Source organism: Exiguobacterium sp. s36, assembly GCF_018618345.1.
In the GTDB taxonomy this organism is placed as follows: domain Bacteria; phylum Bacillota; class Bacilli; order Exiguobacteriales; family Exiguobacteriaceae; genus Exiguobacterium; species Exiguobacterium chiriqhucha.
In genome coordinates, this window is the sequence record NZ_JACSLW010000013.1 from 1 (window position 1) to 13509 (window position 13509).

Here is a 13509-nt window from a genome sequence, read left to right on the forward strand (position 1 = left end):
GAAAGTCACTGAATTACCGCACACCGTTGGAGGCATTTTTGAGTCACCTGAATGGAGTCGATCTGTCTAGCTTAAATTGACAAACGGAAATTTCTAATCAATTCGAGATCGATTAACGTAACATCTTACTTTAATGCAATGTTCATGGTATTATTTAATGAAAGCATCATTGTGTTAAAGGGAGGTTTGGCATGTATACGATTGACGAAGCATTTGAAATCTTATCGAAGAACAAGCTCACAAGCCACAAGGAGACGGTCCGCAACTGGGTACGAAAAGGCGTGATCCAGGCAGAACCGCTCGAGTCGCGTAAAAAAGGCTATCGGATTAGTGAGGAGGCGCTCGAACAGTTCATCAAAGAACGGATGCCTGAAGGATGGGAGCTGTATCCAGAGTCGATGACAGGAGATTCACGAGATGTCGTCAAGAATGAAGAAGAGGCCCCGTATCACGTGGAAGTCGATGTAGAAGCGATCAAAGAGCGAGCCCGCGAGGAGATGTGGTACGAGCTTCTCGGCAAATTCGTCTTCGAGGACTACTTTGTCCTGAAGAAATCAGAGGTCAAGGCTGCGGTCGAGCATATGCGGTATTCAAAAGAGTTCGGAGCCGAGGTGTGGGAACGTTGCTCGAAGCACACGTGGGGTCACGCGACACCTCGAGTCCCGTACCTGCTCGATTACTTCATGTTCGAAGGAGAGCGGATTCCCTTCAACAAAGATTTCGTGGGAAGAGATGAACAGATCATCCACGCGTTGATCGAGAAAATTCGGCTTGATAAAGTGAATCGAAAACGTAAATGAACATAAAAAAAGACATTCTCTTAAAAATAGAGAATGTCTTTTTATACAATCATTATTGTTTTAATTTTTGGGTTGAAATCATTCCCCGACCATCCCGTCATTGTCGTTATCACGCATATAAGGATAAAGCCAATGGTCGCTCATTATCGGCATCGTGAAACCGGCGTCTTTCGCCTATTGAATCGTCACCTGACCGTCTTCATTCGTATCTCATCACCAGCAGGCTCGTTCGTGGCTGGGGATTCTAACTCACTTTCTGTGAGTGCCTCGTTCAACTCGTCCGGATTGACCTTGTCGAACGAGTCGGTAACCACATTTCTTTTGACCGTATATGTGTATTGGTAATGTGATGTAATATAAGTTTTCGTATCTAGATATGTGATGATCATTTTAAAGTCAATCGCGCCGCCGTCCTTACGGATAACATGTCACCTGTCGAGCTTACTGTATTCGACGCCTGAAACCTTAACGACCGTCTGACGTGACACGGATCAATTTACAATGCTCATTCGTGGACGCACAATACTCGCAATCCCCATATTTGATATCGACAGGTCCTTCTGTAATAGTCGCCGCACTTGATTCCGTGGTGCCCGGCTCGGACGTCTTGATGTTTTTCCTCTGTCGTAAGTATTTTTTCTGTGTTCTCTACTGTAGAGGAACTGCTCTATTGGGAACATCAGGAAAATAAAGGTATAGCTTGAGGTGCGGCTGAGTAAGTGAAATTCATTTCCTTTCTCTTTGAATGAATAGTTTCAGTATTACCAATTCTTTTATTTATCTGACTGTGAATCCAAGTTGTTTGAGACTCGTGTATATCCAATTTCATCATTAAGGACCTCTGTTCGTTTGCTTACTCATCAAATATAAAAAACGAACATTGATAAAAAGATGAGTTAATGGACAATTAAGACAAAATGAAAAGGACTATTTAAAGCCCTTTTCATTTTTTGTGAAAAGATAAACAAATATGTCTTTCTAACGTTCGTTTTTCGAATATATCTTCTTCGTGAAATTTCTTAATTATTCTTCAAATTCGAGAGGTGGTAGGCTATTTACTAAATTAACAGTCTGAACGGAAATATTTATTACCGAGAGCAATAATTTGTAAATATACTTTTCGTCAGTAGAATAATCGTTAGGGTTATCATTTGTTTTCAACTGATATTGATTGATTATCCACTCTATTGCACTTCTACCGTTAACTACATATTCATGTGCCTCAATAGGGATATTTTTAATTGTTATGTCTTTATTGAAAATGATGGTATCTCGTTTTCCATTCTTCAAGAAACTCATTTTCCTAACTTCATATGAAGGATTAATAGTGTTGAAAACAACATCAACTCCAGGTGGGGAAGGATGATTTTCGAAGTCGAGATGGATTCGAACTAGCTCTCTCCCTATTCGAACAAATTCTTCTTTATTTCTTAGTATCGGTATTCTTGGTGATGCTTTTCTTAAGTCATTGTTGTATTTTGAACAAAATTCTTTAGAATGAAGTACCCCATATACGTAATGAAAAACATCTTCAGGAGAAAGACCGATTTTTTTTGAAAAGTGCTCATTAATATTGTTGTTATCTGTAAATAAAGAGCTAGTGTCGTTATTATACAAAAGATAACCACGTCCATTTTCCATCAGATGAAGGTTTGGTACCTTGTCAACTACCAGTGCTGAAAAGTCTCTACGAGCTCCTCCGCCAGAAACATATATGATTTTATTTTCTTTTCCAAACACCGAATGATATATTCCTGGATACTCAACGATACTCTTATCGTAATAAAGCCATTTTTTTGTGAAAGGTCTATAGTAGCTCTCGATTATAGAGTTTGAATTATATTCAATTCGTTGAGAGCGATCAAACTTGTTTTTAAGTCCTCTTGACCACTTAATATAGGTTTCGTCGGTGTTAACTAACTTTGCACGTTCTTTTAACGATTCTATAGTAGATAGCCTTTCTATCTCATGGTTAAAGTTTTTGATCATAGTACTGGAATTTTTAGCAACTTCCAAGTTTGAGAAATTGTAAACCCAAGAGTCTCTATTTGTTGTAACACCAATAGCCTTTGTTAAGAAAACATCGCCATCCATTTTGTCGAAAGTAGCATATGATTGGTCACGTTGGTTAATCCAATCATTGTTTAGATCTGGCTCTATTTCTGTAAACTTCATCTCTTGGATAGATTTTAAACTTTCTAATTTTGCTAATTTTTCATTTCTGCTGAGATAATCTCCTATGTCGTGATAGTAAACTTTGTGGTTTTCAGAATTATCCTTAACTAAGATTGTTATTGCAACACCGGTTAATATATTGAAAACACTCTGACCTTCTTTTTTCGCCTCTTCCCCAATTTTCCCCCGAACAGCACCTTTTAAATTTATAGAGTAAACATAATTAAACTCTTCTTTGATTATTTTCCGAAATCCTTCATGACTAGGCTTATCAATTATTGAATTTGGTGTAATGAAGGCAATAACACCTTTGCTTCCGATTTTATCGGATGCCCATCTAAACGCTTTAATATAAGAATCGAATAACGACTTTTTATTTAATCCAGACGTATATTTCGCATACGTATCGTCAATACGTTTATTTAGAGCAGGATATTCAATATTTTGATTATTATCGTTGGCACTTGTTTGTCCAATTGAATAAGGAGGATTTCCTAGTATAACAGTTATTTGCTGTTCTTTTTGACGCTTTAATCTAATGTCGTTTCCGCTAAAGAAAGCATCTTCAAAAGTGTTCTCTCTCTCAGTTGAATCGAAAGTGTCAGTTAGTACAATACCTTCAAATTGAATATATTCGCTATCTTTGCTACTGTCCTCATCAATTAAAGAATGGAACGTTTCCTCAATATTTATAGCTGCAATATAATAACTTAATAAAACAATTTCATTAGCATGTAATTCTTTCATATATTTTCTCAACAGATGTTCTTTTGGAATTAAACCGCTTTGAAGCAGTCTTGTAATGAAAGTCCCAGTGCCCGTGAAAGGATCCAATAAATGTACATTTTCTTCGAAAATCGATTTGCCCAAATGTTTCTCTAAAGCATAGTTAACTGAGTTGATGATAAAATCTACTACCTCTACAGGTGTAAAAACTATCCCTAAACTCTTTGTGGTTTCTTCAAATCCGATTTTGAAAAATTTATCGTATAATTGTACGATTATATCTTGCTTACCTTTTAAATTATCAATCCCTTGTGCTCGAATTCGCACGCTCTCATAGAACGGCTCTAAGATTTTTTGTTCTTTTTCTAATTGATTTTCATCTAAAACCTTCAATACCGATTCCATAGAGCGAGACACGGGATTATCATTAATAAAACTATAAGAATCAAATAAAGCTTCAAAAACAGGTTTTGTTATTAGATGTTGAGATAACATTTGGATAGCTTGTTCTTCTGATATGGAGTCGTTTATGTTATGTCGTAAGCTCGTTAAAAACCGTCTGAATTCTTTGTAATAAATACTTTTCCGATCTTCTAATAGCACACTAATACGCATGACGTGTTTTCTTGCTATTTCCGAGACGTCTTTTGACCAATCTTCCCAATACCGTCGTTTATGGTGATTTGTCCATGAACTAATGAATTAAATGGCTTTTTTAATTTTGTTCAATAATCGGGCCAGATTGTGGAACAACACTTTTAAAGAAAATTGGATATCTATGTTAAATTTCAGAATAGATGGTAAGGTTATACTTAACTAATGGGATAGTTTAGTTTTAGAAGATAAAATAATAAATCATACTTGACCCTGTACTGTGGTACAGGGTTTATTCTGTACTAGGAAGAAAAATTCCTGTAAATAATTGCAGATCAAATAGAGGAGGCAGCAACATGAATCAAAATCATTTGAATACTTCGTTAAAGGACAAGGTGTTACAATCACTTGGTTTGCCAGAAGAAGGATTTGAGGGAAAAATCCGTTTATTGTCTCCTTCAGAAAATAGTATCCGTTTAGACATTCTTCTTTTCATGGCTGAGGGAAAAATCGTCAACATCAATGATTTAACTGCAACAGAGGAACAAATTGATGTCCAATCTGCTCTTCAACGTTTAAGGGAATTGGATTTAATTCACTGGGACCAAAACTCTGGGGATGTGAACGTGGCGTATCCTTTTTCAGGAGTTCCGACTCCACACCGTGTTACATTGGCTGGAATGTTGCCAGCTTATTCCATGTGTGCGATTGATGCCCTTGGCATTCCATCGATGTTTACAGATGCCGTTATTGAATCGGAATGTGCATTTTGCGGTGAAAAGATTACCATCGATGTGAAAAACAACATGCCCGTTGCCAATCCTGATACCGTGGTTGTAGGCTTGGGAACAACGGATGCTGCCGATACCAACGCATGCTGCGATTCTTCTTGCGAATCGAATGAGCCAACGTCCATTTCTACCAGCTGTTGCCCAGCCATTCAATTTTATTGTTCTGAGGAACATTGGCAAAAAGCGAATGAAAAGAATTCAACAACGGCGAAGGACAAGCTGACTCTTGCGGAAGCCTTTGAGGTTGGGGCTGCTGTTTTTGGCGGCACGTTATCTGGCTCTAAGGGTAAGTAAAATCTCATGAATGAAGTAAACTATATATTTACCCTGTACTAAGGTACGTGGTTTATGCTGTAAGTGAGGTGAGACGTATGAAATTTCGTATCGGAGAACTGGCTGACAAGTGCGGTGTTAACAAGGAGACCATTCGATATTATGAGCGTTTAGGCTTAATTCCAGAGCCTGAACGTACGGAAAAAGGATACCGAATGTATTCCCAACAAACGGTCGATCGATTGCATTTCATAAAACGAATGCAGGAATTAGGATTTACCTTAAATGAAATTGATAAATTGCTAGGGGTTGTCGATCGCGATGAAGCGAAGTGTCGTGATATGTATGATTTCACTATTTTGAAGATAGAGGACATTCAACGTAAAATTGAAGATCTTAAAAGGATTGAACGAATGCTGATGGATCTTAAAGAAAGATGTCCCGAAAACAAAGATATTTACGAATGCCCCATTATTGAAACACTGATGAAGAAATAAGAGGTGAAACAGAAATGAAAAACATAATAAAAAGTTCAGGTTGGTTTCTTGTCGCACTCATCACATGCCCGTGTCATCTGTTTTTACTACTTCCGTTGATTGCAGGAACAGCACTGGGATCATACTTCACGGAATTTAAAAATGTTATTTTCATCATGATGGGTCTGTTATTCGTTTTCGCTCTTTTCAAGGGCTGGAGAAAACTTGATCCAGAAACAAAAGAGGAAACAAAGAAAGATACAACCACACATGATTGTTGCAGCATGGAGAATTTCAAGTCATGAAAGAAAAAGTTTCACAAGTAGCCACTGTATTTTCAGCTTTTGTTATGGCGGGTTGTTGCCTGGGTCCACTAATCTTGATTCCCCTTGGACTCACTGGGTTTGCAGGCGCAATCGCATTCTACTCGTTGAAGTATCGGTTATTGTTCAGCATCGTTACCATTGTCCTTCTTGCGTACTCCTTTTATATGGTTTATGGAAGAAAGGGTAAAAGGAAAAGTTCTGTCATTGGCTTATGGATTACAACGTTCCTTGTTTTTACCATGTTTCTTTTCTTATTTTCAGTTGAAAGTTGACTATAAAAAATGGGGTGTATTATGTGAAAGTACAAATAATCAGGATTATGATGTTGCTATCCCTTATGCTAGTGGTTAGTGCATGCAGTAACGAACAAGAAGTCCAAAAAACTGAAGTATCTAAGAGTGAAGTGAAAACAACTGCTATGAATTCAGAGAAGGATGTAAAAGCTATTACTGAAGCTGAGAAGACGGGGACATTCATGGTTATAGCAGGGATGGATTGCTGCCCGCCATCAGTTGTGGAAGATGCCATTGCACAGGTTGAAGGTGCTGGCAAAACAGCCATTAAAGTTAATGGAAGCACCGCGGAAGTAACGGTTTCTTTTGATGATACGAAAACCAATTTAGATGCAATTAAGACGGAGGTTTCAGACTTGGGTCTCCCCGTCGAATAAAAGGAGGATATTTTTACCATGAAAAAATATCGAGTGAACGTGCAAGGAATGACATGTTCGGGTTGTGAACAGCATGTAGCTGTCGCTCTTGAAAACATGGGTGCAAAAGCGATTGAAGTAGATTTTCGCCGTGGAGAAGCTGTATTTGAGCTTCCTGATGACGTGAAAGTTGAAGACGCGAAAAATGCGATTGCTGACGCAAACTATCACCCGGGCGAAGCAGAAGAATTTCAATCGGAACAAAAGACGAATTTATTGAAAAAATATCGGCTAAACGTTGAAGGAATGACCTGCACTGGTTGTGAAGAACATATTGCGGTTGCTCTTGAAAATGCAGGTGCAAAAGGGATTGAAGTAGACTTTCGTCGCGGAGAAGCACTGTTTGAACTACCGTATGATGTAGACATTGATATCGCGAAAACAGCGATTACTGACGCACAATATCAACCGGGCGAAGCAGAAGAAATACAAGTGCAATCGGAAAAAAGGACAGATGTAAGTTTAAATGATGAAGGTAACTATGATTATGATTACATCATCATCGGTTCTGGTGGAGCTGCCTTTTCATCTGCCATTGAAGCCGTTGCTTTGAACGCAAAAGTGGCTATGATTGAGCGTGGAACGGTGGGTGGAACTTGCGTTAATGTCGGATGCGTTCCTTCTAAGACCTTATTAAGAGCAGGGGAAATCAATCATCTAGCAAAAAATAATCCATTTGTGGGATTACACACTTCGGCTTCAAATGTTGATTTAGCGCCATTAGTAAAACAAAAGAATGATTTAGTAACCGAGATGCGAAATGAAAAATATGTGAATTTAATTGATGATTATGGTTTTGAATTAATAAAAGGTGAAGCAAAATTCGTAAATGAAAATACAGTTGAAGTAAATGGCAATCAAATCACAGCCAAAAGATTTTTAATAGCTACAGGTGCTTCTTCAACTGCACCTAATATTCCCGGATTAGATGAAGTAGATTATTTAACAAGCACTAGCTTATTGGAATTAAAGAAGGTTCCAAATCGTCTTACCGTAATTGGTTCAGGATATATCGGCATGGAATTAGGACAACTATTTCATAACCTCGGGTCAGAAGTCACTTTGATTCAAAGAAGCGAGCGTCTATTAAAAGAATACGATCCTGAAATTTCAGAAGCCATTACTAAGGCCTTAACAGAACAGGGAATTAATTTAGTAACAGGTGCAACCTATGAACGAGTTGAGCAAGATGGAGACATTAAAAAAGTTCATGTTGAGATAAATGGTAAAAAGCGAATTATTGAAGCAGAACAATTGCTAATTGCCACTGGAAGAAAACCAAATACAGAATCATTAAACTTACATGCAGCAGGCGTTGAAGTTGGTTCCCGTGGTGAAATTGTCATTGATGATTATCTTAAAACGACCAATTCCCGAATTTATTCAGCTGGAGATGTCACTCTTGATCCCCAATTTGTTTATGTAGCTGCTTATGAAGGTGGACTTGCTGCTCGTAATGCAATCGGAGGACTAAATCAAAAGGTCAATTTAGAAGTGGTTCCAGGCGTTACGTTTACTTCTCCATCGATTGCAACGGTTGGTTTAACGGAGCAACAGGCAAAAGAAAAAGGATATGAAGTGAAAACATCGGTATTGCCGTTGGATGCTGTTCCAAGAGCGCTCGTTAATCGGGAAACAACAGGTGTTTTCAAATTAGTGGCAGACGCGAAAACATTGAAAGTGTTAGGGGCGCATGTAGTGGCAGAAAACGCAGGAGACGTAATTTATGCAGCAACATTAGCTGTGAAATTCGGTTTAACTGTTGGAGATCTGAGAGAAACGATGGCTCCATATCTAACAATGGCAGAAGGATTGAAGCTGGCTGTCCTAACTTTTGATAAAGATGTTTCGAAATTATCTTGCTGTGCTGGATAAGTTAGAAAAAAGATTCCTGATTATTGCTCAGGAATCTTTTTTCTGTTTTATGAATAAGGTTTTCCGTACTTTGCCAAATTAACTTTAAACTGTTTAAGGAAATGAAATATTCATATAGCATATTTGTTTTACACGGTTTATTATGTCAACAATCTGTGCACTTTGGTTAAGTCTTCTTGCTATTGAAATCTATAAAACTTACTTAATAAAAAGGATTGAGTTTCTCTACAAATTATCGAGGAATGACTAATGGTGGCAGAGGAATAAATCCCTTTTTAACAGCCATTGAGTCAGTGGCTAGGTGCAACGATTTGCACGATGATAATTACGAATAAATGCATCACTTACGTCTGCTCGATGGCTCGAAATTGCCCCAGTATTCCAAAGTCCATAAATCCCTGTACGGCGAAATAATGTCCAATGAGTATCTTCTGGTCATCTATAAACAGGCGTTTGAATATCTCCTAGTTCCTTAACTGTTTTTGATTCCGAAATAGCATTATATGGAGCTGGAACAGTGTAACCAAGACGAATTAAAATTTGATATAACTCTGTTAGATTGGGTTCGCATACATCCCGACGATAGATTTCCATAAGTTGTTTTAATTGAAGATTCTTTAAAATCTGAATGTATAAATTACATTACCCCAAGCAAACCCATTCGCGAAGGTAGCATTGGGTTACCATATAATACTCTCTAGTATCAAGGAAACGGTTTTCATGTCGAGTTTATTATAGAAATGTTGCAATAACACCATTTTAAAGATGATGTTACTTCTATCTCCTGATTAAACTTTGTATTTAAATTATAAAATTGCACTTGACCTTCCCCTAAGGTGAACGTTGTAAACTCTAGTTAATTCAGTGATGGTCTTCCAGTTAACGAAAAGGGGGGAGATAATGGAGGATTTAACGATTGGTCAACTAGCCCAACAAACAGGAGTCAGTCGAAAAGCCATTCGACTGTATGAAGAAAAGGAATTGATACTGCCTTCTATAAAGCGTAGCGAAGGTAATTACCGCGTTTATAACCAAGAGCATGTGTTTTGTATCAATGGTATTAAACAACTCCGATCATTAGGCGTATCACTGGAGGAAATGAAAGATTTAATAGTGATTTTCGAAAAAAATACGGTGGAGATAGAACCGCATCTACAACATTTGTTAAAAGATAAACTGACCAAGATAGACGAACAAATCAACGAACTACAAAAGTTGCGTAAACACATTGAATCGTACCTTGATTCCCCGAAAGAGGCATTCAATCAAATGGAGGGATTTAAACAATGAAGAATAAAACAGAACTCAAAAAATTTTATGAACTATTGTTAGCTAAGCTGCCTAAAGAATCAGTGCCTATTCTTCGGACAATTTTTTTCTCCATTCGTGATGGGCAGGCAGTTACAGAAAGTTCTTTAATAAATCAAACGGGAATTAATACAAAAACAGTTCAGTCAGTAGTGAAGATATTAGCCCAACGGCAGATGATCGTTCGGGAGGCGGATCAAAAAATAGTAGGGGCATTGGGCTTATCGATTATACCGACTACTAACCAGATTCATTTAGGAGGACGAACTTTATTTGCCTGGTGTGCAATATCGACATTGGAGCTGTCAACTGCTCTGGTTGCTGATGTCGATATACATTCCCGTTGTGCGTACACAGGTGAACCGATTGAGGTAACTGTCCGAAATGGAAAATTAGCAAAAACAACTCCTGATTCAACAGTAATCTGGACAGTGCCGTTTGATTCTGAGGCTCCATGGGCCGGAGGAACATGTAAACAAATTCACTATTTTAGCTCAGTTGAGCATGCAAACAAGTGGAAAGAAGAACATCCAAAATTGCAAGGGGAAATTATGACTTTGGAACAAGCTCTCTCTTTTGGAAACGAATTGAAAAAATTTTTATCATAGGGTAGAGCCCATGAAGTTTCAAAAATCAGACAAGCTATGAAAAGGATGCTTTTATCGGTCAATTAGTCCAACAAATGGATTTTTTAGGTAATGAAAAGTAATATCGAAAATAATAATAGGAACAAAAAATAACAAAGGAGGAAAAAGACATGAAAACTGAAATTCAGGAAATCGTAACCCGACTTGACCAACAGTCGAACAAGGGAGAGGGAGGAGAATCCATGAAGTGGCTGTTTCGCCCGTTGTTACAAATGCTAGCAGGGGGGGAGTCTGTCACCATTGAAGATATGGCGACAACGACCGGAAAACCTGTTGAAGAGGTGAAGAAAGTTCTCCAGTCTCTGCCAAGCGTGGAAATCGACGAACAAGGCCGTGTCGTTGGTTTAGGTCTTACCCTTATCCCTACCCCTCACCACTTTACGGTTGATGGGAAGCAACTATATGCCTGGTGCGCCCTTGACACACTTATATTTCCAGCACTCATCGGTCGTTCGGTCAACATCGAGTCACCCTGTCACAGCACCGGAGAACCTATACGGTTGAATGTGGAACCGGACCACATTGTAAGCGTGGAACCTTCCACTGCCGTTGTCTCAATCGTGACGCCAGATGATATGTCCTCGATTCGTACAGCATTCTGCAACGAAGTCCATTTCTTCAGCTCACCGAATGCAGCCGAAGACTGGCTTGACCAACATCCAGGGGGAAAAGTGTTATCTGTAGAAGATGCCTTTGAACTGGGTCGCCTAATGGGGACGCGTTACGAGGAATCTAGACCTGCCAATGGGTCATGCTGTGGCATTTAGTCGCAAGTAACCACGATACCAGAAGGAGCCACAGGTCTGAAAGATGAAACCCAGGGCCAGCTCAGGACAGGTTTCCCTCTTTTATACCTGATTTCTTATATCTCTGACCGCTAACTACGCGAAGTATGCAAAGGTGGTAAAACCTACAAAAATACCCGGTATTTCTGTACTAAGGAGCCGATCCGTATATGCCATGGTACCGGAGTATTTATTCGATGCTACGATTGAAGGCTTTAAAGACGGAAAAACAGTACAAAAATACAGTTAAAATCCATAAATCATGGAGGTATTGAATAAAAAAATTCATCATTCTAGGAGGGAAAAATATGCAAACATTAATCTGTCCTGCTTGCGGATGTTCCCTCGTACGACTAGGGATTGAAAAAGATAGGGCAGCTGTGTACAAATATAAGTTTACGAGAAGACCTGCTAAAACATATTTCTCCATTGGGATGGGAACATATTAATTTTCTTGGCGAATACACATTTGATATGAAGAAAGTAGCAAGTTTATATTCACTACGCCCTCTTATTCAATAATACTAAAGGCCGATGATTCCTTAGGTAGGGAAAATCGGCTTTTTTCCTCCCAAAATTCTCTTATCGTATGTTTTCCGCGTTTTGTTGGTAAGACCCCAACTAAAGCTGAAAGAATGGCTAAAAATTTCTAAGCAGGATAAGATTTTTCAATTCAATTTAAGGAAAGTAACAAAAATTGAAGTTTGAAATGTAATATAATATACAAATTAGGTACTTTAATTTAAAAAATACCTAATAATTGAATTTATAGATTGGGAGGAGATTTCATGGCAAGATGTACGGCGCCAGTAAGAGGGCATCATTCAGCAGAAGCTCAAGCAAATTGTCCTGCGTGTGGAGGAAGAAGCTATAGAAGTGGTTATAGTGGACACGCATCGTATTCACCTTTTGCTTACAGTCCGCCTTCTAGTAGTAATGGGGGAGGAAGAGGGAATAGGAGTTCCATTAATACGACAAAACCACGATGGTCGAGTGGAAGTTCATCAGTGATTTATACAACACAAGAAGTTCGTGCACTCACTCCGATTCGAAAGAGTGTCGAAGAGTTAGCGGCAAAGCCCGAACTTGATCTTCGGGATGTTTTTCTATGTCATGCTTGGGACGATCGACAAGAGGCTGCTAAAGAGTTACATGATTTGCTTGAATCACAGGGCGTTTCGGTCTGGTTCAGTGAAAAGGATGTTGTTCTTGGTGCACCGCTACTTCGAGCGATAGACAAGGGACTGGCAACTTCACGAATTGGACTCGTTTTAGTGACACCCGCGCTTTTAAAGCGTCTTAAAACAGAAGGTATTGCTGATAAAGAGCTCTCAGTTCTTCTTGCAGGCGAACGCCTGATTCCGGTCGTACACAACACGACATACGAGGAATTACGGGAAGTCAGCCCGCTACTTGGATCTAGAAGTGGGTTAAGTACTGAAGAGGATTCAATAGAGGACGTTGCAACTAAACTTGCAGAGCTTGTAAAAATTTAAGTCTAGTTTTCGCCTGATTCTTCTTTTAGTGATTGTGATCTAAAAAGTTTTATCCCTCTTCAAATAAATAAAAATCGAGACGGGATGGAGGAAGAGTATAATTACTCTTCCTTTTTTGAAAAGTCGAGGAGCGAAACTTCGTTTCGTGACGCAGACTTCGAACAACCGCTAGGGCGTTAGTCCATTGATTGTTCCACGTGAATGATTGCCTCGAACGGTACATGAATGATTCCATCCCGCTGATTGGCCAGCTCGACGGTCCGCTCCAAATAGTTCGTCCGGTGCACGAACCCCTTGAATCTTTTCATCTCCCGCTCCTCCACATATCTCACCTCCACCATATCCCCGCTGAAGATCGCGTCATTCAACACATTCTCATAGACCGATAGGACCTGTTCATCGACATCGGGCATCTCAATCTTTTGGATTTCCTTGTAGTACTTCGTCAGCAGCGCCTTGTGCTCGGGCATGAGGAATGGGATCCATTTCAGCTCACCTCGGTCGCGATACATCGTCATAAAAATTACC

General features: G+C 39.0%; 13 protein-coding genes and 3 pseudogenes. 13 read left to right on the forward strand and 3 right to left on the reverse strand.

Annotated features, from left to right (window positions below; genetic code table 11):
• Positions 1-191: 191 nt before the first annotated feature.
• Positions 192-800, forward strand: a complete 609-nt coding sequence (locus tag KNP95_RS15430; RefSeq protein WP_251136639.1) for a helix-turn-helix domain-containing protein — start codon at positions 192-194, stop codon at positions 798-800.
• Positions 801-878: 78 nt separating this feature from the next.
• On the opposite strand, the pseudogene KNP95_RS16120 reads toward KNP95_RS15430, so the two are convergent.
• Positions 879-1222: pseudogene (locus tag KNP95_RS16120) on the reverse strand (DNA/RNA non-specific endonuclease); the annotation flags it as partial.
• Between the two features lie 601 nt (positions 1223-1823).
• On the reverse strand, positions 1824-4400 hold the full coding sequence (locus tag KNP95_RS15435; protein ID WP_483299320.1) for a type ISP restriction/modification enzyme: 2577 nt from the start codon (positions 4398-4400) through the stop codon (positions 1824-1826).
• 251 nt (positions 4401-4651) lie between these two features.
• On the opposite strand from KNP95_RS15435, the gene KNP95_RS15440 reads away from it, so the two are divergent.
• From KNP95_RS15440 to KNP95_RS16125, 12 genes and pseudogenes are all read left to right on the forward strand, one after another.
• Positions 4652-5380, forward strand: a complete 729-nt coding sequence (locus KNP95_RS15440) for an organomercurial lyase MerB3 (RefSeq protein ID WP_001073002.1) — start codon at positions 4652-4654, stop codon at positions 5378-5380.
• A gap of 77 nt (positions 5381-5457) precedes the next feature.
• Positions 5458-5856: a mercury resistance transcriptional regulator MerR1 gene (gene merR1 / locus KNP95_RS15445; protein WP_000672080.1), complete on the forward strand. Its 399-nt coding sequence runs from the start codon at positions 5458-5460 to the stop codon at positions 5854-5856.
• Complete coding sequence (gene merE / locus KNP95_RS16175; protein ID WP_353049004.1) at positions 5853-6140, forward strand: mercury resistance MerE; 288 nt, start codon at positions 5853-5855, stop codon at positions 6138-6140. The genes merR1 and merE overlap by 4 nt, the downstream gene beginning before the upstream one ends.
• A complete protein-coding gene (gene merT / locus KNP95_RS16265) occupies positions 6137-6433 on the forward strand; it encodes a mercuric transport protein MerT (RefSeq protein ID WP_000660891.1) in 297 nt (98 codons plus the stop codon). The genes merE and merT overlap by 4 nt, the downstream gene beginning before the upstream one ends.
• Positions 6434-6456: 23 nt before the next feature.
• Positions 6457-6831 (forward strand): mercury resistance system substrate-binding protein MerP, encoded by a 375-nt coding sequence (gene merP / locus KNP95_RS15460; protein WP_000867937.1) that lies wholly within the window; start codon positions 6457-6459, stop codon positions 6829-6831.
• Positions 6832-6849: 18 nt separating this feature from the next.
• Positions 6850-7029 (forward strand): annotated as a pseudogene (locus tag KNP95_RS16285) (heavy-metal-associated domain-containing protein); the annotation flags it as partial.
• Positions 7030-7086: 57 nt separating this feature from the next.
• A complete protein-coding gene (gene merA / locus KNP95_RS15465; protein WP_483299321.1) occupies positions 7087-8745 on the forward strand; it encodes a mercury(II) reductase in 1659 nt (552 codons plus the stop codon).
• A gap of 900 nt (positions 8746-9645) precedes the next feature.
• Positions 9646-10035 carry a mercury resistance transcriptional regulator MerR2 gene (gene merR2 / locus KNP95_RS15470; RefSeq protein ID WP_000389892.1) on the forward strand — a complete coding sequence of 130 codons (390 nt, stop codon included), beginning with the start codon at positions 9646-9648 and terminating at the stop codon, positions 10033-10035.
• Positions 10032-10661 carry an organomercurial lyase MerB2 gene (gene merB2, locus KNP95_RS15475; protein WP_000792368.1) on the forward strand — a complete coding sequence of 210 codons (630 nt, stop codon included), beginning with the start codon at positions 10032-10034 and terminating at the stop codon, positions 10659-10661. Before merR2 ends, merB2 begins: the two co-directional genes overlap by 4 nt.
• 149 nt (positions 10662-10810) lie before the next feature.
• A complete protein-coding gene (merB, locus tag KNP95_RS15480; protein WP_214838271.1) occupies positions 10811-11467 on the forward strand; it encodes an organomercurial lyase MerB in 657 nt (218 codons plus the stop codon).
• A 414-nt stretch (positions 11468-11881) separates the two neighbouring features.
• Positions 11882-12007, forward strand: a pseudogene (locus KNP95_RS15485) (hypothetical protein); the annotation flags it as partial.
• Between the two features lie 266 nt (positions 12008-12273).
• A complete protein-coding gene (locus KNP95_RS16125) occupies positions 12274-12981 on the forward strand; it encodes a toll/interleukin-1 receptor domain-containing protein (RefSeq protein ID WP_084158473.1) in 708 nt (235 codons plus the stop codon).
• Between the two features lie 176 nt (positions 12982-13157).
• Here KNP95_RS16125 and KNP95_RS15495 read toward each other — a convergent pair whose 3' ends face one another.
• Positions 13158-13499: a YolD-like family protein gene (locus tag KNP95_RS15495; RefSeq protein WP_029596467.1), complete on the reverse strand. Its 342-nt coding sequence runs from the start codon at positions 13497-13499 to the stop codon at positions 13158-13160.
• Positions 13500-13509: the final 10 nt, after the last annotated feature.

Bases quoted from the DNA above. Each gene is read 5' to 3' on its own strand.
- KNP95_RS16125 (WP_084158473.1), top strand. From the start codon at position 12,274: ATGGCAAGATGTACGGCGCCAGTAAGAGGGCATCATTCAGCAGAAGCT.
- merT (WP_000660891.1), top strand. From the start codon at position 6,137: ATGAAAGAAAAAGTTTCACAAGTAGCCACTGTATTTTCAGCTTTTGTT.
- KNP95_RS15495 (WP_029596467.1), bottom strand. From the start codon at position 13,499: ATGACGATGTATCGCGACCGAGGTGAGCTGAAATGGATCCCATTCCTC.
- merR2 (WP_000389892.1), top strand. From the start codon at position 9,646: ATGGAGGATTTAACGATTGGTCAACTAGCCCAACAAACAGGAGTCAGT.
- KNP95_RS15430 (WP_251136639.1), top strand. From the start codon at position 192: ATGTATACGATTGACGAAGCATTTGAAATCTTATCGAAGAACAAGCTC.
- merB (WP_214838271.1), top strand. From the start codon at position 10,811: ATGAAAACTGAAATTCAGGAAATCGTAACCCGACTTGACCAACAGTCG.
- merR1 (WP_000672080.1), top strand. From the start codon at position 5,458: ATGAAATTTCGTATCGGAGAACTGGCTGACAAGTGCGGTGTTAACAAG.
- merB2 (WP_000792368.1), top strand. From the start codon at position 10,032: ATGAAGAATAAAACAGAACTCAAAAAATTTTATGAACTATTGTTAGCT.
- KNP95_RS15440 (WP_001073002.1), top strand. From the start codon at position 4,652: ATGAATCAAAATCATTTGAATACTTCGTTAAAGGACAAGGTGTTACAA.